At 55.8% G+C, this 24396-nt stretch carries 20 protein-coding genes; 2 read left to right on the top strand and 18 right to left on the bottom strand.

The window, feature by feature from the left end:
* Positions 1–113: 113 nt before the first annotated feature.
* From ybgE to mngA, 6 genes are all read right to left on the bottom strand, one after another.
* The gene (ybgE, locus tag AC2FAJ_RS08840) at positions 114–404 is read right to left on the bottom strand and encodes a cyd operon protein YbgE (RefSeq protein WP_008501100.1); all 291 of its coding nucleotides are present in this window, start codon (positions 402–404) and stop codon (positions 114–116) included.
* Positions 404–517 (bottom strand): cytochrome bd-I oxidase subunit CydX, encoded by a 114-nt coding sequence (cydX, locus tag AC2FAJ_RS08835; protein ID WP_045630848.1) that lies wholly within the window; start codon positions 515–517, stop codon positions 404–406. The genes ybgE and cydX overlap by 1 nt, the downstream gene beginning before the upstream one ends.
* 14 nt (positions 518–531) lie before the next feature.
* Positions 532–1671, bottom strand: a complete 1140-nt coding sequence (cydB, locus tag AC2FAJ_RS08830; RefSeq protein WP_028012386.1) for a cytochrome d ubiquinol oxidase subunit II — start codon at positions 1669–1671, stop codon at positions 532–534.
* 17 nt (positions 1672–1688) lie between these two features.
* Positions 1689–3257 carry a cytochrome ubiquinol oxidase subunit I gene (cydA, locus tag AC2FAJ_RS08825; RefSeq protein ID WP_045261075.1) on the bottom strand — a complete coding sequence of 523 codons (1569 nt, stop codon included), beginning with the start codon at positions 3255–3257 and terminating at the stop codon, positions 1689–1691.
* A gap of 680 nt (positions 3258–3937) precedes the next feature.
* Positions 3938–6568 (bottom strand): mannosylglycerate hydrolase, encoded by a 2631-nt coding sequence (gene mngB / locus AC2FAJ_RS08820; RefSeq protein WP_485454043.1) that lies wholly within the window; start codon positions 6566–6568, stop codon positions 3938–3940.
* A gap of 24 nt (positions 6569–6592) precedes the next feature.
* On the bottom strand, positions 6593–8509 hold the full coding sequence (mngA, locus tag AC2FAJ_RS08815; protein WP_485454042.1) for a PTS 2-O-a-mannosyl-D-glycerate transporter subunit IIABC: 1917 nt from the start codon (positions 8507–8509) through the stop codon (positions 6593–6595).
* Between the two features lie 171 nt (positions 8510–8680).
* Between mngA and AC2FAJ_RS08810 the strand changes: the two genes are divergently transcribed.
* Positions 8681–9400 (top strand): GntR family transcriptional regulator, encoded by a 720-nt coding sequence (locus AC2FAJ_RS08810; protein WP_028012382.1) that lies wholly within the window; start codon positions 8681–8683, stop codon positions 9398–9400.
* An 83-nt stretch (positions 9401–9483) separates the two neighbouring features.
* Here AC2FAJ_RS08810 and sucD read toward each other — a convergent pair whose 3' ends face one another.
* The 8 genes from sucD to sdhC all read right to left on the bottom strand — a co-directional run bounded on the left by sucD (position 9484) and on the right by sdhC (position 19250).
* Positions 9484–10353, bottom strand: coding sequence for a succinate--CoA ligase subunit alpha (sucD, locus tag AC2FAJ_RS08805; protein WP_008501094.1), 870 nt, complete (start codon positions 10351–10353; stop codon positions 9484–9486).
* Positions 10353–11519 (bottom strand): ADP-forming succinate--CoA ligase subunit beta, encoded by a 1167-nt coding sequence (gene sucC, locus AC2FAJ_RS08800; protein ID WP_006809579.1) that lies wholly within the window; start codon positions 11517–11519, stop codon positions 10353–10355. The genes sucD and sucC overlap by 1 nt, the downstream gene beginning before the upstream one ends.
* 96 nt (positions 11520–11615) lie before the next feature.
* Positions 11616–12836 carry a 2-oxoglutarate dehydrogenase complex dihydrolipoyllysine-residue succinyltransferase gene (odhB, locus tag AC2FAJ_RS08795; RefSeq protein WP_041910762.1) on the bottom strand — a complete coding sequence of 407 codons (1221 nt, stop codon included), beginning with the start codon at positions 12834–12836 and terminating at the stop codon, positions 11616–11618.
* 14 nt (positions 12837–12850) lie between these two features.
* A complete protein-coding gene (sucA, locus tag AC2FAJ_RS08790; RefSeq protein WP_041910763.1) occupies positions 12851–15658 on the bottom strand; it encodes a 2-oxoglutarate dehydrogenase E1 component in 2808 nt (935 codons plus the stop codon).
* A gap of 348 nt (positions 15659–16006) precedes the next feature.
* Positions 16007–16723, bottom strand: coding sequence for a succinate dehydrogenase iron-sulfur subunit SdhB (gene sdhB / locus AC2FAJ_RS08785; protein WP_008501090.1), 717 nt, complete (start codon positions 16721–16723; stop codon positions 16007–16009).
* Between the two features lie 15 nt (positions 16724–16738).
* Positions 16739–18505 (bottom strand): succinate dehydrogenase flavoprotein subunit, encoded by a 1767-nt coding sequence (gene sdhA / locus AC2FAJ_RS08780; RefSeq protein ID WP_041910764.1) that lies wholly within the window; start codon positions 18503–18505, stop codon positions 16739–16741.
* The gene (sdhD, locus tag AC2FAJ_RS08775; RefSeq protein ID WP_003858621.1) at positions 18505–18852 is read right to left on the bottom strand and encodes a succinate dehydrogenase membrane anchor subunit; all 348 of its coding nucleotides are present in this window, start codon (positions 18850–18852) and stop codon (positions 18505–18507) included. The genes sdhA and sdhD overlap by 1 nt, the downstream gene beginning before the upstream one ends.
* A complete protein-coding gene (gene sdhC, locus AC2FAJ_RS08770) occupies positions 18846–19250 on the bottom strand; it encodes a succinate dehydrogenase cytochrome b556 subunit (protein WP_026080740.1) in 405 nt (134 codons plus the stop codon). Before sdhC ends, sdhD begins: the two co-directional genes overlap by 7 nt.
* Positions 19251–19888: 638 nt before the next feature.
* Here sdhC and AC2FAJ_RS08765 point away from each other — a divergent pair.
* A complete protein-coding gene (locus tag AC2FAJ_RS08765; RefSeq protein ID WP_028012378.1) occupies positions 19889–21172 on the top strand; it encodes a citrate synthase in 1284 nt (427 codons plus the stop codon).
* 99 nt (positions 21173–21271) lie between these two features.
* Here AC2FAJ_RS08765 and nei read toward each other — a convergent pair whose 3' ends face one another.
* From nei to pxpB, 4 genes are read right to left on the bottom strand one after another with little or no spacing between them, the layout of a single operon-like run.
* On the bottom strand, positions 21272–22063 hold the full coding sequence (gene nei / locus AC2FAJ_RS08760; RefSeq protein WP_163332939.1) for an endonuclease VIII: 792 nt from the start codon (positions 22061–22063) through the stop codon (positions 21272–21274).
* 18 nt (positions 22064–22081) lie between these two features.
* Complete coding sequence (gene pxpA, locus AC2FAJ_RS08755; protein ID WP_047363599.1) at positions 22082–22822, bottom strand: 5-oxoprolinase subunit PxpA; 741 nt, start codon at positions 22820–22822, stop codon at positions 22082–22084.
* Complete coding sequence (gene pxpC / locus AC2FAJ_RS08750) at positions 22809–23741, bottom strand: 5-oxoprolinase subunit PxpC (protein WP_485454041.1); 933 nt, start codon at positions 23739–23741, stop codon at positions 22809–22811. The genes pxpA and pxpC overlap by 14 nt, the downstream gene beginning before the upstream one ends.
* Positions 23735–24391 (bottom strand): 5-oxoprolinase subunit PxpB, encoded by a 657-nt coding sequence (gene pxpB, locus AC2FAJ_RS08745; protein ID WP_028012374.1) that lies wholly within the window; start codon positions 24389–24391, stop codon positions 23735–23737. The genes pxpC and pxpB overlap by 7 nt, the downstream gene beginning before the upstream one ends.
* Between the last annotated feature and the right edge of the window lie 5 nt (positions 24392–24396).

Genomic DNA, 24396 nt, shown 5'->3' with positions numbered 1-24396 from the left:
TTAAACTTCGCTACTATACGCGCGGGGAAGATGGTTTGGAATGGGGGAAAGTAAACGGAGAGTAAATTTTTATGGGCTCGGGTAAGCCCATAACGTTAACGGACATTTCTTATTCAGAAGAAGAAGAAAATCAAACCGGCGAGAAGCACCAGATCGGCAATCAGCGGGCAAAAAATTCCCTGCCAGTGAACGGCTTTCGGACGAAAGCCCACGCCGTGGATCACCCCGGCACACACTGCCCACATGATGAGGAAGCCGTGCCAGATCTCAAGCTCGCTGGTCTTTGCCGCAAAGCGCGACGGGTCCCAGAAGATACAGCCTGCCAGCAGTAATGCCATCACTAAAGAAAGCGCCCGTAACGGGCGCTTATCCATTACCGCGTAAAGCTTCGCGATAATATTCATCAGTGTTTTTCTTCACCCGCTTTGATCGCTTCGACGTGCTCAAGCGCCAGGGCAGTGATGACACCAAAAGCACAGGCAAGAAGCGTCCCTAAAATCCATGCGAAATACCACATATTCAGCTCCTTACTTAGTACATAGAGTGGGTGTTGCTTTCGATATGTTCTTTGGTGATACGACCGAACATTTTCCAGTAACACCAGATGGTGTAGGCCAGAACAATCGGAACGAACACGCAAGCAACGTAAGTCATTAAGTTCAGCGTCATATGGCTGGAGGTTGCATCCCACATGGTCAGGCTAGCATTCAGCATGGTGCTGGATGGCATGACGAATGGGAACATGGCAATACCCGCCGTCAGGATGATGCACGCCAGCGTCAGTGAAGAGAACACGAACGCCAGAGCACCTTTCTCCAGGCGAGACGTCAGCACGGTCAGCAGCGGCAGCAGCACGCCCAGAGCCGGGATCGCCCACAGCGCAGGGGTATTGTTGAAGTTCACCAGCCATGCACCAGCCTGACGCGCCACTTCTTTGGTCAGCGGGTTAGACGGTGCCGAGTGGTTAATCGCAGACGTCACCACGTAGCCATCAATACCGTACACCACCCACACGCCTGCCAGAGCGAAGCAAACCAGCGTCACCAGTGCCGCCACCTGAGCAGTAGCACGGGAACGCAGGTGCAGTTCACCCACAGTACGCATCTGCAGGTAAGTTGCGCCCTGAGTGATGATCATCGCCACGCTCACCACACCGGCCAGCAGGCCAAACGGATTCAGCAGCTGGAAGAAGTTGCCGGTGTAATAAAGACGCATGTATTCATCGAGGTGGAACGGTACGCCCTGCAGCAGGTTACCGAATGCCACACCAATCACCAGCGGTGGAACGAAGCTACCAATGAAGATGCCCCAGTCCCACATGTTGCGCCAGCGGGTATCTTCAATCTTGGAACGGTAGTCGAAACCGACCGGACGGAAGAATAAAGAGGCCAGCACCAGAATCATCGCCACATAGAAGCCGGAGAACGCAGCCGCGTAGACCATCGGCCAGGCAGCGAACAGCGCGCCGCCTGCGGTGATCAGCCACACCTGGTTACCGTCCCAGTGAGGGGCGATGGAGTTAATCATGATTCGACGCTCGGTGTCATTACGACCGAGGAAACGGGTGAGCATCCCCACCCCCATGTCGAAACCATCCGTGACGGCGAAACCGATCAGCAGAACGCCAACCAGCAGCCACCAGATAAAACGCAATACTTCATAATCGATCATATTTGATGACTCCTGTCTTAGCGTGCCGGCTGAGTAGTCGCAGTGGACTGCTCGTAGTGATAGCGACCGGTTTTCAGGCTGCTTGGGCCAAGGCGCGCGAACTTGAACATCAGGAACAGTTCAGCCACCAGGAACAGGGTGTACAGACCACAGATCAGCAGCATGGAGAAGATCAGGTCGCCTGCCGTCAGGGAAGAGTTCGCGACCGCCGTTGGCAGCACCTCACCAATCGCCCATGGCTGACGGCCATACTCCGCTACAAACCAGCCGGATTCAATCGCGATCCACGGCAGTGGAATACCGTACAGCGCGGTGCGCAGCAGCCATTTTTTCTCGCCGATGCGGTTACGAATCACGGACCAGAAGGACGCCGCAATGATCAGCAGCATGATGATGCCGCAGCCCACCATGATACGGAATGCGAAGTACAGTGGCGCAACGCGTGGAATCGAGTCTTTGGTCGCCATCTGAATCTGTGCTTCCGTCGCATCAGAAACGTTCGGGGTATAACGTTTCAGCAACAAACCGTAGCCCAGGTCTTTCTTCACGTCGTTAAATTGATCGCGAACGGCCTGATCGGTAGAGCCGGCACGCAGCTGTTCCAGCAGCGAGTAAGCCTTCATACCGTTACGGATACGCTCTTCGTGCTGAACCATCAGCTCTTTCAGACCCGTTACCTGCTTATCGACAGAACGGGTTGCGATGATACCCAGCGCGTAAGGAATTTGGATGGCGAAGCGGTTTTCCTGCGCGTCCTGATCGGGAATACCGAACAGCGTAAAGGCAGCAGGCGCCGGTTGGGTTTCCCATTCGGCTTCGATAGCGGCCAGTTTGGTTTTCTGCACGTCACCCATTTCGTAACCGGATTCATCACCCAGAACGATAACGGAGAGGATTGCAGCCATACCGAAGCTTGCAGCGATAGCAAAGGAGCGCTTGGCAAACGCGAAGTCACGACCGCGCAGCATATAGTAGGAGCTGATACCCAACACGAACATCGCGCCGCACACGTAGCCAGATGCCACGGTGTGAACGAATTTAACCTGAGCAACCGGGTTCAGGACCAGCTCGGCAAAGCTGACCATCTCCATACGCATGGTTTCGAAGTTGAAGTCAGACGCGATCGGGTTCTGCATCCAGCCGTTCGCCACCAGGATCCACAGCGCGGACAGGTTCGAACCTAATGCCACCAGCCAGGTTACGGCCATGTGCTGGACTTTACCCAGACGGTCCCAACCGAAGAAGAACAGACCTACAAAGGTGGATTCGAGGAAGAAGGCCATCAGGCCTTCAATGGCCAGCGGCGCACCGAAGATATCCCCTACATAGTGGGAATAGTAAGACCAGTTAGTCCCGAACTGAAACTCCATGGTCAAACCGGTTGCCACGCCCAGCGCGAAGTTGATACCGAACAACTTGCCCCAGAACTTGGTCATATCTTTATAAATCTGTTTGCCGGAGAGGACGTAAACCGTTTCCATAATTGCCAGCAGGAACGCCATACCGAGCGTCAGCGGCACAAACAGGAAGTGGTACATCGCGGTCAAGGCAAACTGTAAGCGCGACAGTTCGACTACGTCTAACATTATGACTCCTTGCTCATCGCATGAAGACTCCGAGAGTGAACCCCGTTAGAAAGAGATTCACACGCATGCCCCAATACAAATTATTCGCATCCTGGTCGTCGTTATTACCCTGGAGAAGGATAAAAACGATGACGACAGGTTACAAATAGGTTAATAAAAAACTCAAATTGATCCCGCAAATATAATACGCTGCAAAACCCTTACAATAAACAGGTTTTTATTGAATCACATTTACGTTTTTCGACGGCGATCAATTTATAGCAAAATTACCACTTTTCGGCCATTTTGATCGGGGACAATTTAGCGCTTTTCGGCATCTTTTTCCAAGCATTAAACTTTGATTTAAATCAAAAACCGGTCTTGATGTTAATCATGTTTAGCTGCGGTGAGAATGGTAAAAACCATGTTAATGATATGTGCATGCAAAGATGCGATTGGTTATCGAAGACCAAAAAAAATATAAACAGAAGTGATTTTAATTAACGCGAGAGAAAAATGCCCTGTCGAAGCGGGACAAACAATAAGCGTAGCTGGGCCAGTTTATTTTTCCATTCTGTTTTTGCAACTCTTGGAAATTACATTTGATTTACTTTTATTATCCCGGAAGTTAACACCGAAGCGTGACTATTTAATGAAAAAAGGCCGCAAACTCTGCGGCCTTTTGATCGTGTCAGCGGTTTTCAGGCAAGAAGAATGCTGAAGGTTCGTGACTGTCCCGGTCTGAACGCCCCGACGATGCCCTCTTCTTCACGATTGTCTATTATCCGTTCATTCATGTCCGTTTCGCAGCACCGTTTCACGGTCGGATCCACGGATAACGTCGCGTCACATGCGCTGGACTCGGAAGGGTTGAACAGACGAAGAATGAGCTCGTCTCGATCTTCAGCCTTTTTGAGCGTACTGAGCACGCATCCCGTGGGCGAAAGCGCCAGCAGGCTGTAACTTTCCGGCGTGGTACACGACGAGCGATTGAGCTTCATCGCGTCCCAGGGAATTTTGTTATAGCACTGCACCGGCGTTAACCACGATTTAGCCTGCTGCGCGACGCCCGCGTTTTCCGGCGTTCCACTGAAGCTGAAGAGGCTAAAGCGACAGCTTAACGAACCGCGCACCTGGGAGTCAGGAACAGGCATTTTGATTCCTGAAGGCCTACCGGGGCGCAACAGCAAATCTTCTTTGCCGAGTAACCCCACGCCGCGCAGCAGGGTCAGGGCAAAGGCTTTTTGATCCTCGCCTACTACTTCAAACTCGCGTAGTCCTTCGGTGAACAGCGCAAGCCCGTTTCGTTTTTCCTGCAGGACGGCATAGTTGAGTAAATTCCAGACGGGAACCGGCGCTTCTTTCCACCCCTCCTCCTGCCAGTTTTCCATCGCCGCGTCCTGCACCGGACGAGTGAGGGTGCCAAACTGGGTATCCGCTAACACGTCCTCTGTCATAAACGGCGTAGGGATCAGCACGCGGACGCGGTGGTCGTCAGCCTGATTATCCAGACGCACCGCCACATCAATACGTCTGCTGTGGTGGCTAAGCGTGATTTCAACCTCAGCGCCGAGAGACCCGCTTCGCTGACCCGCCGCGCGTTCGGCCAGATTAGCCGGTACCGCGATCTGATGGCGAATCACCGCCCTGCTCTGCCAGCCTTCGTGTATAACCTCGACCTGATGCTCGCCCTGCGCTGAAGTGAGTCTCCACTCTTCCCGCGAAGGCGAGTAGTCGTACTCATCGCCATCATCCGAACTCTCTTCGATTTCCAGCACCCGGTCATAAATCAGCCCGGTTTCTTTGTCGCGCAGGCGCAGCGTACCGTCGTTATTTAAATCAATCTGCCAGAAGGCGTTTTCGAGCAAGGATTCGGTGTTTAACACCGGAGAGACCACCTTCCCGGCCACGTTTGGCTCGATAAACAGCGTACGGTAGCCCATCGACGGCAGTATCTGGCTGAGCTGAATATCAAACTCCATAAACGGCTCATAATTACCGTAATGGACAATCTGCCTGTCAATGAGACCAGGGTCCAGCTCGCGCGCGCTGCGAATGAAATACGGGATCTCGTTGCCTTTATCATCCAACAGACGGAACTGGCTGGCGCGCAGTCGAATCGTGGTGTTCATCACCTCTTCACGCGGCCAGGGCATCAGGTTGAACATCACCAGTTTGTCGGCGTCGCTTTGTGGCATGTTGTCGACAATCTTGCGCATATAGAAACGCACCAGGTTATCTGCCATGTCTTCAGCCAGTTCAAAACGAGAGACAATCTCACGATGCACCTTGTCGCTGCAGCAGCAGCCGATGCTGTCGTGAGCGTGGTTTTTAAGGATCTCTTTCCACATCTTCTCCAGCAGGCCGTGGTGATAATCGAAGCCCAGCGTCCATGCAAGCGTCGCCAGCGGTTCGAGGATGTTGACAATTTTGTTCTCAATACGCGCATGGGCAATTTTGATATCCATACGCGTGGAGCCGATTGTCCGGTGCACGCGCATGTATTTCCCGTCGATAAACTCCCCTTTCAGGGTCGCCAGTTCATCGCGGCGTGCCTCAATGTGGTCAAACACCTCTTCAAAGCGGCTCATTACAAATTGACGCTGCGGATAGATTTCACGCAGCTTATCCATCACGGAGAAAATGTTCTGCTGCAGCGGCATCTGATCGTGACCGTTAGGCAGCAAAATCTCTTTGGTGACGGAGGCCTTTTCCAGAACGTCGGAATAGCTGTCGAGCCGTTTTCGCAGCCCGGCTTCGTCCTCCGGTAAGTACTTACCAATCGCGTAGCCCAGCGGCAGCACCTGCGCCGTAACTTCACTGCCGTCCTGGCTCTGCCAGAGAAATTCGGTTTTATCGGTCCCGTGTCGTTCCGAGCAGCCGCGCCAGAACATCGTCCGGGTAATGCCAAATCCGTTATAGATATGCGGAAGCTGGCCGGACATACCAAACGAATCCGGCAGATAGCCGATCTTCATCGGCTCGCCGAACACCATACAGTCCCGGATGCCGTACATCAGGTTGCGGACAATCGACTCGCCGCTGACAATCGTGGTATCGGTCTGGGTATACCAGGGGCCGATAATCAGTTTTCCGCGCTCCACAAGCGCCTTTACCCGCGCGCGGTTTTCGGGCACGACGGCAAAATAATCTTCCAGCACCGCCGTCTGGCCATCAAGGACGTAATATTTATACTCGTCGTCCTGCTCCAGACGGGTCAGGATCTCTTCCATATTATTGACCAGAAGAATGCGCGACTCTTCAGTGGTGAAGTACCACTCACGGTCCCAGTGCATATGCGGCGTGATATGAACGCGAGATACAGCTTTCATCTTCGTTTCCTGTTTTGTGAGTTTTTACGGTATGGCGTCTTCTGTGAGGTATTTGCCCTTTTTTACCGCCTGACGTCGCCAGAGCAGCAGAACAAACGTGGAGACAGCGGTCCCCGCCAGCGCCGCGCCAAACCAGCCCGCCGCCGCAACCACACCGCCCAACCCGGCATCGTGAAGTAAAAAGAGAGAGAAAATCCCGGCCCCCGGGGTAGACAACCCGATCCCCATCGCACCGACAGCCGCGCCTGTCACCATGGATCCAAGTACAAATGAGCCAATGACGCGAAGCGGATCTTCAATCGCCATCGGGATCGCCCCTTCGGTAATGCCCGCCAGGCCGAGCAGCCACGTTGATTTACCGGTTTCAATTTCAAACGGTTTAAACAGCTTCGGCGCCAGCATCGTCGACGCCGTGACGGTGAAGGCTGAGACCATTTTGACGGAGGCAAAGATTGCGTAAGGACCATAAACGCCGTTCGCCATCGCCCCCAGGCAAAACGCGTAAGAGGCTTTGTTGACCGGGCCACCCAAATCGAATGAGCACATAAACCCGAGGATTGCCCCCAGAAGCAGCGCATTCGCGCCGGAGAGACCGTTAAGCCAGACGGTGAGCGTGTTATTGAGCCAGGCCACCGGTTCTCCAATCACAAACAGCATCAGGCTGCCCGCGCCCAGCACGCCAATCACCGGATAGAGATAAAAGGTCAGAAAGCCGTTGTAGCGGCTACTGAGCCGAATGTGGTTTTTCACCCAGCGCATCAGATAGCCCGCGATCAGCCCACCGACGATAGCGCCCAGAAAACCGGAGCCGATCATATTGGCAGCAAGACCGGCCGCAAAACCCGGCGTCAGCGCAGGTTTATCCGCCAGCGAATACGCGGTATAGGCCGCCAGAACAGGTACCATCAGAATGCCGAGCATGCCGCCGCCAAGCTTGCGGTACATCCACAGCCACGAGTTTTCCTGGTCAAACAGGTGCTGCAGACCCAGGATTTGCGCCAGCAGTACCGACACGGCCAGCACCGTACCGCCAGCGACGATCAGCGGCACCGCAAAAGAGATACCGCTGAGAAGTGCCTGCTTGAGTTCAGTTTTAACGCTCTTTTTCGTTTCGGTATCGACATGCGCAGGACGCGCATCGGATGCAGGCTGCAGCGCCAGCGCGCGCTCAATCAGCGCTTCAGCATGGCGCAGAGGCTCCGCGACGGGCACAGAGATGGCGGGAATCCCCTGAAAACGCTCGCTCTCTTTGATCGCCACTTCTGCGGCAAAAATGCACGCTTTGGCCTCACGAAGCTGCTGCGCGGTGATGCGCCCCTCAATGCCGTTCGCCCCCTGCTTTTCGACCACCACGTTGACGCCAAGCTTGCGTCCCGCTTTTTCCAGGTACTCTGCGGCCATATAGGTATGCGCGATCCCGGCCGGACAGGCGGTCACGCAGACGATTGTCGGGGCATTCAGCGCGACGGCTGCCTCTTCCGTGTCAGGGGCAGCTTCAAGCGCAGCAAGCACGTCTTCCGCCGTGGTAGCAGCCATCACGCGCGCCCTGAGATCGTCATCCGCCAGGCGAGACGTCAGCTCCGTCAGCACCTGAATATGGGTTGAACCCGCTTCTGCTGGCGGAATGGCGAGCAGAAAAACCAGCTCAACCTCTTCCGGCCCGTCCACGCCTTCCCATGCAAGCGGTTCTCGCAGAGTTGCCACGGCAAAAGCCGCCTCCTTCACGACGGCTGATTTACCGTGAGGAACGGCCAGTCCTTCACCCAGCGCGGTCGGCCCAAGCGATTCCCGATGAAACACCTCCTCCAGAAACGCATCGGCATCAGCGATTTTGCCCAGCGCCACCAGCCGCGCCGTAAGCTGACGGATTGCCTCATCCCGGCGGGTAAACTGCGCCTGAACGCAAATAGCACGCGGATCGGTCAGAGTCGTCAGGTTCATAAAGATCCTCACCTATACAGAGTTATTGTCTGGGGAGGATTCTGGCAGACCCAATAATACATTTATGTGATCACTTTCACTAAAAGCCAAATTTGTATTTTAATTGTATTATTTACAAATCATCAGTTGAATGCATAATTCCCTGAAAAGGTATTAAGCAGGCGCGATAAAATGGGCAACAAACCGATGTACCGGCAGATAGCCGATGCGTTCCGCGAGAAAATCAACGCCGGGGAATTAAAACCCGGAGACGCGCTGCCGACGGAGTCCAGTCTTCAGGAGGCGTTTCGCGTCAGCCGCGTCACCGTGCGGCAGGCCCTGAAACTGCTCGCCGATGAGCAGATCATCGAAAGTATTCAGGGCAGCGGCTCTTATGTAAAAAAAGAGGAGCGCGTCAATTACGATATTTATCAGCTCACCGGCTTTTACGAAAAGCTGGCGGATCGTCATGTCGATACGCACAGTGATGTCAAAATCTTTGAAGTGGTGAAAGCCGATGCGCGGCTGGCGGCAACATTAGCGGTTGGCGTGGAAGATAAGGTCTGGCACGTTAAGCGCGTGCGTTTCATCAAGCAGAAGCCGGTGAACCTGGAGGAGACATGGATGCCGCTGGCCATGTTTCCCGACCTCACCTGGGAAGTGATGGAGAATTCGAAATATCACTACGTTGAGCAGATCAAAAAGCTGGTTATCGATCGCAGCGAGCAGGAGCTGATGCCGATCATGCCGTCAGAGGAGGCGATCGCCGCGCTGTCGCTCGATCCGGCAAAGCCGATCCTGGAAAAAGTTTCCCGCGGGTTCCTGAAGGACGGACGGGTGTTTGAATACAGCCGCAACGTGTTCAATACCGACGACTACAAGTTCACTCTCGTCGCCAGACGCAGGCAATAAAAAAGGCCGCTTTACAGCGGCCAACCATGTCGAAACGGACATTTTTATACTTCATCGCTCCCCGTTCGGGGAGCAGAGAGGACTTACTTAATGATGGATTTCAGTGCTTCGCCGATATCCGCCAGGCTGCGAACGGTCTTCACGCCTGCGGCTTCCAGCGCAGCAAACTTCTCATCAGCCGTACCTTTACCGCCGGCGATGATCGCGCCCGCGTGGCCCATACGCTTGCCTTTCGGCGCGGTCACGCCCGCGATGTAACCGACAACAGGCTTGGTTACGTGCTCTTTGATATAAGCAGCCGCTTCTTCTTCCGCGCTACCGCCGATCTCGCCGATCATCACGATCGCTTCGGTCTGCGGATCTTCTTGGAACAGCTTCAGGATGTCGATGAAGTTAGATCCCGGGATTGGGTCACCGCCGATGCCCACGCAGGTGGACTGGCCAAAGCCGTAGTCGGTGGTCTGCTTAACCGCTTCATAGGTCAGGGTACCGGAACGGGAAACGATGCCCACTTTGCCCGGCTTGTGAATGTGGCCAGGCATGATGCCGATTTTGCATTCGCCCGGAGTGATCACGCCTGGGCAGTTCGGGCCGATCATGCGCACGCCTGCTTCGTCCAGCTTCACCTTCACGGTCAGCATATCCAGGGTCGGGATGCCTTCGGTGATGGTGATGATCAGCTTGATGCCTGCGTCGATCGCTTCCAGAATGGAGTCTTTGCAGAACGGTGCCGGAACGTAGATCACGGTCGCGGTTGCGCCCGTCGCTTCTACCGCTTCACGCACGGTGTTGAACACCGGCAGGCCCAGGTGCGTGGTGCCGCCTTTACCTGGCGTTACGCCGCCAACCATCTGCGTGCCGTAGGCAATCGCCTGTTCGGAGTGGAAAGTCCCCTGGCTACCGGTGAAGCCCTGGCAGATAACCTTGGTATCTTTATTAATTAAAACTGACATTATTTCCCCTCCACTGCGGCAACAACCTGCTGAGCTGCATCCGTCAGACTTTTCGCTGCAATAATATTCAGGCCGCTGTCAGCCAGTTTTTTCGCGCCGAGTTCAGCGTTGTTACCTTCCAGACGCACAACCACCGGAACGTTAACACCCACTTCTTCTACCGCACCGATGATGCCGTCAGCAATCAGGTCGCAACGGACGATGCCGCCGAAGATGTTAACCAGTACCGCTTTAACGTTGTCGTCAGAGAGGATGATTTTGAACGCTTCGGTTACGCGCTCTTTGGTTGCGCCACCGCCCACGTCAAGGAAGTTCGCCGGCTCACCGCCGTGCAGCTTAACGATGTCCATGGTGCCCATCGCCAGGCCCGCACCGTTAACCATGCAGCCGATGTTGCCATCCAGCGCCACGTAGTTCAGCTCCCACTGAGCAGCCTGTGCTTCACGCGGATCTTCCTGAGACTGGTCGCGCATTTCGCGCAGATCCGGCTGGCGGAACAGCGCGTTGCCGTCAGCGCCCAGCTTGCCGTCGAGGCAGATCAGGTCGCCCTGGGTGGTGATCACCAGCGGGTTGATCTCGATCAGCGCCAGATCGCGCTCAAGGAAGATAGTCGCCAGGCCCATGAAGATCTTGGTGAACTGCTGAACCAGCTTGCCTTCCAGACCCAGCTTGAACGCCAGCTCGCGACCCTGATAAGGCATTGGGCCCGCCAGCGGATCGATAGCCACTTTGTGGATCAGGTGCGGGGTCTCTTCCGCCACTTTTTCAATTTCCACGCCGCCTTCGGTAGACGCCATGAACACCACGCGACGGGAGCTACGGTCAACCACCGCGCCCAGGTACAGCTCTTTCGCGATGTCGGTCGCCGCTTCGACCAGGATCTGGTTAACCGGCTGGCCGTTCGCATCTGTCTGGTAGGTCACCAGACGCTTGCCGAGCCAATGTTCAGCAAACGCACGAATCTCTTCTTTGCTCTTAACAACCTTCACACCGCCCGCTTTACCACGGCCACCAGCGTGAACCTGACATTTAACTACCCACGGGCCGGAACCGATTTTAGATGCGGCTTCTTCTGCTTCACGCGGGGTAGTACAGGCATAACCCACCGGAGCCGGTAAGCCATACCGGGCAAACAGCTGTTTGGCCTGATATTCATGTAAGTTCATGTGTTCTATCCATCCTTCAGGGGTAATCGTTATCTTCAAACCTGTAGACCGGCGCAGCGTGTGCCGGTCCACGGGGCAGGTGATGCTAAATCGTTACTATACGTCCAGCAGCAGACGCGTTGGATCTTCCAGCAGCTCTTTAATGGCTACCAGGAAGCCCACGGACTCGCGGCCGTCGATCAGGCGGTGGTCGTAAGAGAGCGCCAGGTACATCATCGGCAGGATCTCAACTTTACCGTCAACTGCCATCGGGCGATCTTTAATGGCATGCATACCCAGGATCGCGCTCTGCGGCGGGTTAATGATCGGGGTAGACATCAGCGAGCCGAATACGCCGCCGTTGGTAATGGTGAAGTTACCGCCGGTCAGATCGTCTACGGTCAGCTTGCCGTCGCGGCCTTTCACGGCCAGCTCTTTAATGTTCTTCTCGATGTCAGCCATACCCAGGGTATCCACATCACGCAGAACCGGGGTCACCAGGCCGCGTGGGGTAGAAACCGCCATGCTGACGTCGAAGTAGTTGTGGTAAACCACGTCATCGCCATCGATAGACGCGTTCACTTCCGGGTAGCGTTTCAGCGCTTCAACCACCGCCTTCACGTAGAAGGACATAAAGCCCAGACGGATACCGTGACGTTTTTCAAACGCGTCACCGTACTGCTTACGCAGATCCATGATTGGCTTCATGTTCACTTCGTTGAAGGTGGTCAGCATCGCGGTGGAGTTTTTCGCTTCCAGCAGACGCTCGGCCACGCGCTTACGCAGGCGCGTCATCGGTACGCGTTTTTCGCTGCGGGCACCCAGAGCAGGCTGAGCTGCCGGCGCGGCCACAGGGGCTTTCGCTTCCGCCTGAGCAGGCGCTTTCGCCAGGTGCTTGTCAATGTCTTCGCGGGTCAGACGACCGCCCACACCGGTGCCTTTAATGGCTGCCGGGTCAAGGCTGTGTTCAGCCAGCAGGCGACGGATCGCCGGGCTGAGGGCGTCGTTAGACTGTTCTTCCAGAGAAGCCTGCTGGCGCTGAGCCGGCGTAGAGGCTTTCTCTTCAGACTTCGCGCTGGACTCTTTGCCCGCGCTGTTGCCTTCACGCAGGCGCCCCAGGATCTGACGAGAGGTGACGGTGGTGCCTTCATCTTCCAGCACCGCGTCCAGAACGCCATCCGCCGAAGCCGGTACTTCCAGTACCACTTTGTCAGTTTCGATTTCTACCAGCACTTCATCGCGCTTAACGGCATCGCCTGGTTTTTTGTGCCAGGTAGCGACGGTCGCATCTGCTACGGATTCAGGCAGGTCGGGAACAAGAATATCTACGCTACTCATTATGTATCCTTTAATTAATCGACGTTCAGCGCGTCATTGACCAGATCTTGTTGCTGCTTCTGGTGAACGGACATATACCCTACCGCCGGAGAGGCGGAGGCCGGGCGACCTGCATAGCGCAGGGCTGACCCAAATGGAATCACTTCACGGAAATGATGCTGGCTGCAGTACCATGCGCCCTGGTTGAGCGGCTCTTCCTGGCACCAGACAAAATCATGTACGTGAGCGTACTGTTTCAGCACTTCCTGCATCGCCTGATGCGGGAACGGATAAAGCTGTTCGATACGCACGATGGCGACATCTTTCTGATCGTTCTTACGGCGCTGTTCCAGCAGGTCGTAATAAACCTTACCAGAACACATCACCACACGCTTCACGGCCTGCGGATCCAGCTCGTCAATTTCACCGATGGCCGGCAGGAAAGTGCCGTTCGCCAGCTCTTCCAGGCTGGAAACCGCCAGCGGATGACGCAGCAGGGACTTCGGTGACATCACCACCAGCGGACGGCGCATACCGCGCAGCGCCTGACGACGCAGCATGTGGTACACCTGAGCCGGGGTGGACGGTACGCAGACCTGCATGTTCTGCTCGGCGCAGAGCTGCAGATAACGCTCCAGACGCGCGGAGGAGTGCTCCGGACCCTGGCCTTCATAACCGTGCGGCAGGAGCATCACCAGGCCACACATGCGGCCCCACTTCTGCTCGCCGGAGGAGATGAACTGGTCGATAACGACCTGCGCACCGTTGGCGAAGTCACCGAACTGCGCTTCCCAGATGGTCAGGGTGCGCGGTTCCGCCGTGGCGTAGCCGTATTCGAATGCCAGGACCGCTTCTTCAGACAGCACGGAGTCCCAGACCTTGAACTGGCCTTGACCGTTATGCACGTGCTGCAGCGGAGTGTAGGTTGAACCGTTAGACTGGTTGTGAACCACTGCGTGACGGTGGAAGAAGGTCCCACGGCCCGCATCTTCACCGGACAGACGAACAGGGATCCCTTCGTCAACCAGCGTTGCGTAGGCCAGCGTTTCCGCCCCGCCCCAGTCGAACAGCTTCTCGCCTGCCGCCATGGACTGACGGTCGGCGTAGATTTTCGCCACGCGAGACTGCATCTCGATAGCGTCCGGCACAGTGCTGATGCGTTTAGCCAGCTCCTGCAGGCGCTTCATCTCAACCTTGTTCGGGTAGCTCTCATCCCACTCGTGGTTGAGGTACGGCGACCAGGTAAAGGAGTGCATGTTCATCGGGCGCAGTTCTTTCACCACGCATTCACCCGCGTCCAGCGCGTCGCGGTAGAGGTTGACCATTTCGGTCGCATCTTCCAGCGTCGCCACGTTGTCGCTTTCCAGCTTGTCAGCATAGATTTTGCGCGGGGTCGGGTGTTTTTTGATTTTCTGGTACATCAGCGGCTGGGTTGCACTTGGCTCATCCGCTTCGTTGTGGCCGTGACGGCGGTAGCAGAAGAGGTCAATGAACACATCGCGCTTAAAGGTATTACGGAAGTCCAGCGCCAGACGGGTAACGAAAGCAACGGCTTCCGGGTCATCCGCATTAACGTGGAAGATTGGCGCCTGTACCATCTTACCGATGTCGGTGCAGTACGGGGTAGAACGCGCATCCAGCGGGTTAGAGGTGGTGAAGCCCACCTGGTTGTTGATCACGATGCGAACGGTACCGCCCACTTCATAACCACGCGCTTTCGACATGTTCAGGGTTTCCTGAACCACGCCCTGCCCTGTGACCGCCGCATCACCGTGGATGGTGATTGGCAGCACTTTATTGCTGCTCGGCTCGTCCAGACGATCCAGACGCGCGCGCACGGAACCGATAACCACCGGGCTGACGATTTCCAGGTGTGACGGGTTAAACGCCAGCGCCAGGTGAACCAGACCGCCTTCGGTTTCGATATCTGACGAGAAGCCCATGTGGTACTTCACGTCGCCGGTGCCGAGGTGTTCTTTGTGTTTGCCCGCGAATTCGTCGAACAGGTCCTGCGGTTTTTTACCCAGCACGTTGACCAGCACGTTCAGACGACCACGGTGCGCCATGCCGAGCACCACTTCACGGGTGCCGCTCTTGCCTGCGTGGCGAATCAGCTCTTTCAGCATCGGCACCAGCGCGTCGCCGCCTTCCAGCGAGAAGCGTTTTGCGCCCGGGAACTTCGCGCCCAGATAGCGCTCAAGCCCTTCCGCTGCGGTCAGTTCGCTGAGGAAGCGTTTCTTCTCGTCGGCCGAGAAGGTCGCGTGGCCCGCTACGGATTCGATGCGCTGCTGGATCCAGCGTTTCTCTTCAGTAGAGGTAATGTGCATATATTCCGCGCCGATGGAGCCGCAGTAGGTTTGCTTGAGCGCGTCAATCAGATCGCCCAGCTTCATCGTGTCTTTGCCGATAGCAAAGGAACCTACGTTAAAGCTTTCCTGGAAATCGGCCTCGGTCAGATCGTGATACGCCGGATCGAGATCGGCCACACGTTCCTGCTGCCACAGTCCCAGCGGATCGAGATTCGCATGCTGGTGACCGCGGAAGCGATAAGCGTTGATAAGCTGCAGGACTTTAACCTGCTTCGCATTGGTGTCAGGGTCGGAAATCGCAGAAGAGTAACGTGAGGCATCCTTCGCCAGACGACGGAAATAATCACGTGTTTTGGAATGGAATTGATCCGGTTTGACCCCTGTACCAGGCAACTGCTGGAACATGGAACGCCAGTTTGCGTCCACTGAGTCAGGATCGGTTAAGAAGTCTTCATAGAGCTGTTCTATCCAGCTCTGGTTGGCACCAGAGAGGTAAGAAGAGTCCAGCCAGGCTTTCATTGCGCCGTTCTGCATCGTGATCCCTTAAGCATTTTTATGCTTACTTTCGCCGTAGAAACTACCACGCACACCGCGTGTACGTGCCGGGGTTCACCTGCGAGCTCTTTTCATTTGGCCCGCGAAGGAACCTTTAGAAACTGTCTAAATAATCTTCGTCGTTCCGGCTGCGACTGCGTTGCGGCTTTCACTCACCCCAGTCACATAGTTCACTATGCTCCTGGGGATTCGTTCAACCGCGCCTTGTCTCGCGCTGAACGTCTCGATTATTTACTTATCTGGCAGTTTTTAAAGGTTTCTGCAATTTATTCCCTCTCCCTTTGGGAGAGGGTTAGGGTGAGGGGAACAGCGCTCCCCTCTCACTACTTACGCACTGCGCTGCAGCAGCATCGACTTAATATGGCCGATGGCACGCGTCGGGTTCAGCCCCTTCGGACACACACTGACGCAGTTCATGATGCTATGGCAGCGGAATACGCTGAAAGCGTCACTTAATCCTTCCAGACGGCTGTCGGTTTCGGTGTCGCGGCTGTCGATCAGGAAGCGATAGGCAGCCAGCAGACCCGCAGGGCCGATAAACTTGTCCGGGTTCCACCAGAACGACGGGCAGGACGTTGAACAGCATGCGCAGAGAATACACTCGTACAGACCATCGAGTTTTTCACGCTGCTCAGGAGACTGTAAGTGCTCGCGAGCGGGTGGATTTTGCCCATTATTCAATAAGTAAGGCTTAATCTTCTCATATTGTGCATAGAATTGCCCCATGTCTACCACCAAATCACGCACGACCGGCAGGCCTGGCAGAGGACGAATAACAATTTTCTGACCAGGACGCTGCAGCGCTGAAATTGGCGTGATGCAGGCCAGGCCGTTTTTGCCGTTCATGTTCACACCGTCAGAGCCACATACCCCTTCACGGCAGGAGCGGCGGAACGACAGCGTAGGATCTTTCTCTTTCAGCTGGATTAAGGCATCCAGCAGCATCATGTCACGACCTTCTTCCGCTTCGAGGGTATAGTCCTGCATGCGCGGAGCGTCATCAACATCCGGGTTATAACGATAAACTGAGAATTCGAGTTTCATTATCCTGTCTCCGCATTAGTAAGTACGAATCTTCGGCGGGAACGCCGGACGCAGTTTCGGTTCCATGTTGACGTTACGACGCGTCATGGTTTCCGACTCTGGCAGATACAGGGAATGGCACAGCCAGTTTTCATCGTCACGATCCGGGAAGTCGAAGCGGCTATGGGCGCCACGGCTTTCGGTACGGAAGTTTGCCGACATCGCGGTTGCGAATGCGGTTTCCATCAGGTTATCCAGCTCCAGGCACTCAACGCGCTGGGTGTTGAACTCGCTGGAGGTGTCGTCCAGACGGGCATTTTTCAGACGCTCGCGGATCGCCTTCAGCTGCTCAAGGCCTTTGGCCATCGCATCGCCTTCACGGAATACCGAGAAGTTGTGCTGCATGCACTCCTGCAGCGCTTTACGGATTTCCACCGGATCTTCGCCGTTACGGTTACCGTTCCAGCGGTTGAGGCGTTCAAGAGAGGCGTCGATTTCGTCGTCGGTTGCATCACGCAGCGCGCCCTGCTCGGCAATGGACTCCTGCAGATGCAGACCCACCGCACGACCAAATACCACCAGGTCCAGCAGGGAGTTGCCGCCCAGACGGTTGGCGCCGTGTACGGATACGCAGGCGATTTCGCCTACCGCGAACAGGCCAGGAATGACCACGTCTTCGCCCTGCTCGTTCACGGTCAGCGCCTGACCGGTCACTTTGGTCGGAATACCGCCCATCATATAGTGGCAGGTTGGGATAACCGGGATCGGCTCTTTCACCGGATCGACGTGCGCGAAAGTACGGGACAGTTCCAGAATGCCCGGCAGACGGGACTCCAGCACTTCTTTACCCAGATGGTCGAGCTTCAGCTTCGCGTGTGGACCCCATGGGCCATCGCAGCCGCGGCCTTCACGGATTTCGATCATGATGGAACGCGCCACCACGTCACGACCCGCCAGGTCTTTCGCATTCGGGGCATAACGCTCCATGAAGCGCTCGCCGTGTTTGTTCAGCAGGTAGCCACCTTCACCGCGGCAGCCTTCGGTGACCAGCACGCCCGCACCGGCGATACCGGTTGGGTGGAACTGCCACATCTCCATGTCCTGCACCGGTACGCCGGCGCGAATAGCCATACCAACACCGTCACCGGTGTTAATGTGGGCGTTAGTGGTGGACTGATAAATACGGCCTGCACCGCCGGTAGCCAGCACGGTCGCGCGGGCTTTGAAGTAAACCACTTCACCGGTTTCGATGCACAGCGCGGTACAGCCAACAATTGCGCCATCGGCGTTTTTCACCAGATCCAGCGCATACCACTCGGAGAAGATGGTGGTGTGGTTTTTCAGGTTCTGCTGATACAGGGTGTGCAGCAGTGCGTGACCGGTACGGTCAGCCGCCGCCGCGGTACGTGCCGCCTGCTCGCCGCCGAAGTTTTTCGACTGGCCGCCAAACGGACGCTGATAGATGGTGCCATTTTCCAGACGGGAGAACGGCAGACCCATGTGATCCAGCTCCAGAATCGCTTCCGGGCCGGTTTTACACATATATTCGATGGCATCCTGGTCGCCGATATAATCGGAACCTTTTACCGTGTCGTACATGTGCCATTCCCAGTTATCTTCATGGGAGTTACCCAGCGCAACGGTAATACCGCCCTGCGCAGACACAGTGTGGGAACGGGTCGGGAACACTTTAGAGAGCAGCGCACAGGTCTGGCCGCTCTGGGAAATTTGCAGTGCGGCGCGCATACCTGCGCCACCCGCACCAATCACAACAGCATCAAATTCTCTGACTGGCAGTTTCATTACACACCCCACACCACAACAAATCCATAAATGACGTAAACCAGCAGCGCAACAACAATAATCAGTTGCAGCGGAAGGCGAATCGCCAGCGGTTTAACGTAATCGGTCAACACCTGCCACATGCCGATCCAGGCATGGATAAGGATGGAGAACAGGGCCAGCAGGGTGAACACTTTGGTGAAGGCCGATCCGAAGAAACCACTCCAGATTTCCCACGTCAGCGTGCCGCTGGTCGCGAAGAAACCGATCATATAGATGATGTAAAGCGTGAGGACGATGGCGGTAGCGCGGACCAGAATGAAGTCATGTACGCCGTTGCGTCCTAATGCGGAGGCGTTGCTTACCATACGAGAACTCCTGCGAGAAGTGAAAGCACGACAGTGATCACAAATGAAATGTTCGCGGTACGTTTCCCGGCCTCGAACGTCTCTTCCAGATAGCCAAAGTCCATCAGCATGTGGCGTACGCCGCCAACAACGTGATAGGCCAGCGCGGTGAGAATGCCCCACATGATAAATTTCACGAAGAAGCTATTCATGATGGCCGAGGCCTGGAGGAATCCTTCAGGGGAAGAGAGGCTGGTGCCCAGTAACCACAGCAAAATACCGACCGCCACAAACGTAATCACACCAGAAACACGGTGCAGAATGGACGCTATTGCTGTTACGGGGAACCGGATCGTTTTGAGATCCAGATTGACAGGTCTTTGTTTTTTCACATTTCTTATCATGAATAACGCCCACATGCTGTTCTTATTGTTTCCTTCCTCCGGACTGCGATGCGGGTCAAGCAGCGTTCCTTTTCTATAACTGCGCGTCATGCAAAACATTGCTTCCAAATGCTAAAACGACACGTTACAACGCTGGGTGGCTCGGGATTGCAGGGTGTTCCGGAGACCTGGCGGCAGTATAGGCCGTTCACAAAATCATTACAATTAACCTACATACAGTTTGTTGGGTTTTCTCTGGAACAGTGATCAGGGTCACGATAACAACATCTTTTTAATTTTTAATCATCTGATTTGACAAATGTTAAACAATATTGTTACAAACGTCATCAGAAAAGGCATATAATGCGCAAAAGTTATGAGGTCTCTCTTTCACCTGACAAATAGTTATGTAACAGTGTGATGGTATTGACCGAAGTTATCAGGACAGTTATTAGTGATATACAGGTTTGAATAATTCGGACTGCAAAAACGCTGATTTGCTGTTGTTTCACTGATATTTCATTCGTTTACCTGCAAGGCGCCATAGCTCTGTACCCTGGTTACTCCTCGTGAGCTGAGCGGTAAGCCAAATAACAATCTGGTAACGGTGATTAACAGCTGAAGGCAAATCCGGTAAAAGCAGTCTTAAGCATAAGGCGCTAAGGAGACCGTAAATGGCTGATACAAAGGCAAAACTCACCCTAAATGGTGATGATGCTATTGAACTGGATGTGCTAAAAGGCACGCTCGGTCAGGATGTTATTGATATCCGTACGCTGGGTTCCAAAGGAGTATTTACCTTTGACCCTGGATTTACCTCTACCGCATCTTGCGAATCCAAAATCACCTACATTGACGGTGACGAAGGTATCCTGCTCCATCGCGGCTTCCCCATCGATCAGTTAGCCACCGAATCCAACTACCTGGAAGTGTGCTACATCCTGCTGAACGGCGAAAAACCGACGCAGGCCCAGTACGATGAATTCAAAACCACCGTAACCCGTCACACCATGATCCATGAGCAGATTACCCGTCTGTTCCATGCGTTCCGTCGTGACTCTCACCCAATGGCGGTGATGTGCGGGATTACCGGTGCGCTGGCGGCGTTCTACCACGACTCACTTGACGTGAATAACCCGCGTCACCGTGATATCGCGGCGTTCCGCCTGCTGTCCAAAATGCCGACCATGGCGGCGATGTGCTACAAATACTCCATCGGCCAGCCGTTTGTGTACCCACGTAACGACCTCTCCTACGCCGGCAACTTCCTGCGCATGATGTTCTCCACGCCGTGCGAAGAGTATGAAGTGAATCCGGTGCTGGAACGCGCGATGGACCGTATTTTGATCCTGCACGCTGACCACGAGCAGAACGCCTCTACCTCTACTGTCCGTACCGCAGGCTCTTCAGGCGCGAACCCGTTCGCCTGTATCGCTGCGGGCATCGCCTCCCTGTGGGGACCGGCGCACGGCGGCGCGAACGAAGCGGCGCTGAAGATGCTGGAAGAGATCAGCACCGTTGAGCACATTCCAGAGTTCGTGCGTCGCGCGAAAGACAAGAATGACTCCTTCCGCCTGATGGGCTTCGGTCACCGTGTTTACAAAAACTACGACCCGCGCGCAACCGTTATGCGTGAGACCTGCCATGAAGTGCTGAAAGAGCTGGGCACCAAAGACGATCTGCTGGAAGTGGCGATGGAGCTGGAACACATCGCGCTGAACGACCCGTACTTCATCGAGAAGAAACTCTACCCGAACGTCGATTTCTACTCTGGCATTATTCTGAAAGCGATGGGCATTCCGTCTTCCATGTTCACCGTGATCTTCGCCATGGCGCGTACCGTGGGCTGGATTGCGCACTGGAACGAAATGCACAGCGAAGGTATGAAAATCGCCCGTCCTCGTCAGCTGTACACCGGCTACGAGCAGCGTGATTTTAAGTCTGACCTGAAGCGCTAAAAAACGTTGGGTGCGGCCTGATGCCCTCACCCTGGCCCTCTCCCACAGGGAGAGGGAACAAACCTTAAAAACGGTAACCCCTGGGTTACCGTTTTGCTTTTATCTCTGGCAGTGCGGGCACCAGTAAAAAGGTCTGGAAGAGAGCATAATCCTGTCGATAATCCCGCCGCACCGCTCGCACTTTTTCCCCGCCCGATGGAACACCTTAAAGCGGAACAGCGCCCCGTGATGTTTGTTCTCATCCACCACGCCACGCGTGTTGTACGACAGCCGCGGAATATCCAGCAGCGCGTGAGACAACGCGTCCAGCTTTTCATCGCTAAGCTGAGAGGCCTTGCGCTGCGGCGCCAGCCCCACTTGCCAAAGGATTTCCACCCGCAGATAGTTGCCTAATCCCGCCAGAAAAGCCTGATCGAGCAACAATCCGGAAAACTGGCGGTTGCGGAATTTGGGCGATAACAGTCGGGCCTTCACATCGCTCGCCGTCAGGCGCATGTCCAGCACGTCCGGCCCGACGCGCTGTAAGAACGGATGCGTCAGCAGCTGCTCCGGCGTTAACATTTCGATATCAGAGGCGCTGTAGAGCAGGGTCGCCTTATCCGCCGTTTGTAACCGGACGCGCAGCACGCGCGTCGTTTGCGGCTGCTCGTCCGCATCGACTACGCGCCACACACCGTAGAGCTGGTTATGGCTATATAACGTCAGGTTATGGGAAAAATGCGTGAGCAACGCTTTGCCGCGCGTTTCAATATGGGTCACCGTCTGTCCCACCAGCTCTGTTTCAAACGGCTTAAGTTGAGGAAAGGCAAACCAGACATCGGTCAGGGGTTTGCCCTTTATCGCCGCCTCCAGGCTATCCGCCGCGCGGCGGATCTCCGGACCTTCAGGCATGTCATTGTCCTTTTATAATCAATCTGCGCTGACGAGAATGCCCTCTTCAGAGAACGCCGCCCGCAGGCGTCGCGCAAACTGGAGCGCATGCTCCCCGTCGCCGTGTAAACACACCGTATCGGCCTGAACATTTGCGGATGTTCCATCCACGGCGGTCACCCGCCCGAAGCGCACCATCGCCAGCGTCTGCGCCAGCGCTTTATTTTCGTCAGTAATCAGCGCACCGGCCTGCGTGCGCGGCACCAGGCTGCCGTCCGGCATGTATCCCCGATCGGCAAAGACTTCCTGCCGCGTCGTCAGCCCCAGCCGTTCTCCGGCACGAATAAGCTCGCTACCCGCCAGGCCAACCAGAATCAGCTGCGGATTGCAGTCCCGCACCGCGCGGGCAATCGCCTCCGCCAGCGCCGGGGCTTTCGCTGCCTGGTTATAGAGCATGCCGTGCGGTTTGACGTGACGCAGCACGCCATGTTCAGCGCGCACTATCGCCTCCAGCGCGCCGATCTGGTAGAGCACCTGAGCGTAGACCGTCTCAGGGGGCAGATCCATCGCCGTACGGCCAAAGTTCTCCCGGTCCGGGAAGCTCGGGTGAGCGCCAATCGCCACGCCGTTTTTAATGGCATTACGCACGCTCTCCAGCATGGTTTGCGCATCGCCCGCGTGAAAACCGCAGGCGATATTGACCGAGGAGACCAGGGTCATCAGTTCCGCATCGGCGCTGCTGCCCTCCCCCAGATCGGCGTTTAAATCAATCTTTACCATCAAGCCTCCACGCCAGCTGTTCGAGATAGCGCTGCCGATCCTGCCGCGCCTTTAGCGCCTCCTCCAGCGTACACTGCACGAAATGAATCGGCTGACCGAGAGGGATTTGCGCCAGATGGTAGCGATCCGCTTCGATAATGCAGGCAATACGCGGATAGCCGCCGGTAGTTTGCGCATCGTTCATCAGTACGATGGGCTGCCCGTTGCCCGGCACCTGAATCACCCCCGGCAGCAGCCCGTGGGAAAGCAGCTCCCGGTCAGTCGTGCGGGTCAGCGGCTGCCCCTGAAGCCGGTAACCCATACGGTTACTCTGCGGGCTGATTTTCCACGGCGAACGCCAGAAAGACTCTTTTGAGGCTTCATCAAACTCCTGATATTCCGGTCCCGGCAAGGCGCGGATCACGTTCCCCCACAGCAGCTGCTTCACGCCCTGCGTAGTGGTGAAATGGCGCACTGATGGCTTAATAGCAAGACGATCGCCGTCGCGCAGCAGCCGTCCCTCATGGCCGCCCATTCCCGCTTTCTGGTCGGTGCTGGACGACCCCAACACCTCCGGCACGTCGATGCCCCCCGCTACGGCAAGATAGCTGCGCACGCCGTGCAGAGGACGCTTAAGCGTCAGACGCTGCCCGGCTTTCGCCCGCAATCGCCAGCCGGTCCACACCGCTTTGCCGTCCAGCGTTGCGTCACAGCCCGCGCCGGTTAAGGCGAACCAGGTCTCCTCACCAAATTCAATAACGCACTGACCCAGCGTAATTTCTAACGCCGCCGTGCTGCCCGCGTTGCCTACCAGCAGGTTGGCAATCTCCAGCGAAGGACGATCGAGCGCACCGCAGTAGCTCACGCCGGACTGGCGCATGCCAAAGCGTCCGGCATCCTGAACGGAGGTATAAAGCCCCGCGCGAATAAGCGTTAACATACCCCCTCCTTCTGCGGGATAAAGCGCAGGGTATCACCCGGACGCAGGAGGATCGGTGCCTCCTGCCCCGGTTTAAATAGTGGCATAGAGGTGTGCCCGATAAGCTGCCAGCCGCCCGGTGAAGTAAGCGGATAAATTCCGGTTTGTTCACCGCCAATCGCCACCGTTCCTGCGGGTACGCTCAGGCGCGGCTCAGCCCGACGCGGGGTATGCAGCCGGGGGGATAATCCACCCAGATACGGAAAGCCCGGCTGAAAACCCAGAAACCAGACGACGTAATCCACCGAGCTGTGCAGCTCCACAACCTGCTTTACTGTTAATCCACAGTGTTCGGCCACCACGCCCAGGTCAGGGCCACCTTTGCCGCCATAGACAACCGGGATCTCAATCGCCCGCGATTCTGGCTCCAGCGCCTCGCTCTCTTCCCACCAGCGCTGCAGACGCTCAATGGCATCCAGCGCCCCGGTGTGCGGATCGCGCAGCACCACGGTGATATTATTCATACCCGGAATAGCTTCAACCACGCCGGGTAGCTCGGGCAGCCGCTGAGCCAGGCGCCAGATACGCTTTTGCGTGGCAAGCGTCACGGGAGGCTCAAGCTCCAGAACTACCGCGGTTTCACCCAGAAGATAACAACGCGCTCGCTGCACTTAAC

This window comes from Enterobacter cloacae complex sp. 385G4, from assembly GCF_057320665.1.
Note: the sequence above shows the minus strand (reverse complement) of the source record. Positions and strands in the feature narration are given on the sequence as shown.

What these genes read in the sequence shown, in the direction of transcription:
- ybgE (WP_008501100.1), bottom strand. Translation starts at nt 404, where the DNA reads ATGAATATTATCGCGAAGCTTTACGCGGTAATGGATAAGCGCCCGTTA.
- cydX (WP_045630848.1), bottom strand. Translation starts at nt 517, where the DNA reads ATGTGGTATTTCGCATGGATTTTAGGGACGCTTCTTGCCTGTGCTTTT.
- cydB (WP_028012386.1), bottom strand. Translation starts at nt 1,671, where the DNA reads ATGATCGATTATGAAGTATTGCGTTTTATCTGGTGGCTGCTGGTTGGC.
- cydA (WP_045261075.1), bottom strand. Translation starts at nt 3,257, where the DNA reads ATGTTAGACGTAGTCGAACTGTCGCGCTTACAGTTTGCCTTGACCGCG.
- mngB (WP_485454043.1), bottom strand. Translation starts at nt 6,568, where the DNA reads ATGAAAGCTGTATCTCGCGTTCATATCACGCCGCATATGCACTGGGAC.
- mngA (WP_485454042.1), bottom strand. Translation starts at nt 8,509, where the DNA reads ATGAACCTGACGACTCTGACCGATCCGCGTGCTATTTGCGTTCAGGCG.
- AC2FAJ_RS08810 (WP_028012382.1), top strand. Translation starts at nt 8,681, where the DNA reads ATGGGCAACAAACCGATGTACCGGCAGATAGCCGATGCGTTCCGCGAG.
- sucD (WP_008501094.1), bottom strand. Translation starts at nt 10,353, where the DNA reads ATGTCAGTTTTAATTAATAAAGATACCAAGGTTATCTGCCAGGGCTTC.
- sucC (WP_006809579.1), bottom strand. Translation starts at nt 11,519, where the DNA reads ATGAACTTACATGAATATCAGGCCAAACAGCTGTTTGCCCGGTATGGC.
- odhB (WP_041910762.1), bottom strand. Translation starts at nt 12,836, where the DNA reads ATGAGTAGCGTAGATATTCTTGTTCCCGACCTGCCTGAATCCGTAGCA.
- sucA (WP_041910763.1), bottom strand. Translation starts at nt 15,658, where the DNA reads ATGCAGAACGGCGCAATGAAAGCCTGGCTGGACTCTTCTTACCTCTCT.
- sdhB (WP_008501090.1), bottom strand. Translation starts at nt 16,723, where the DNA reads ATGAAACTCGAATTCTCAGTTTATCGTTATAACCCGGATGTTGATGAC.
- sdhA (WP_041910764.1), bottom strand. Translation starts at nt 18,505, where the DNA reads ATGAAACTGCCAGTCAGAGAATTTGATGCTGTTGTGATTGGTGCGGGT.
- sdhD (WP_003858621.1), bottom strand. Translation starts at nt 18,852, where the DNA reads ATGGTAAGCAACGCCTCCGCATTAGGACGCAACGGCGTACATGACTTC.
- sdhC (WP_026080740.1), bottom strand. Translation starts at nt 19,250, where the DNA reads ATGTGGGCGTTATTCATGATAAGAAATGTGAAAAAACAAAGACCTGTC.
- AC2FAJ_RS08765 (WP_028012378.1), top strand. Translation starts at nt 19,889, where the DNA reads ATGGCTGATACAAAGGCAAAACTCACCCTAAATGGTGATGATGCTATT.
- nei (WP_163332939.1), bottom strand. Translation starts at nt 22,063, where the DNA reads ATGCCTGAAGGTCCGGAGATCCGCCGCGCGGCGGATAGCCTGGAGGCG.
- pxpA (WP_047363599.1), bottom strand. Translation starts at nt 22,822, where the DNA reads ATGGTAAAGATTGATTTAAACGCCGATCTGGGGGAGGGCAGCAGCGCC.
- pxpC (WP_485454041.1), bottom strand. Translation starts at nt 23,741, where the DNA reads ATGTTAACGCTTATTCGCGCGGGGCTTTATACCTCCGTTCAGGATGCC.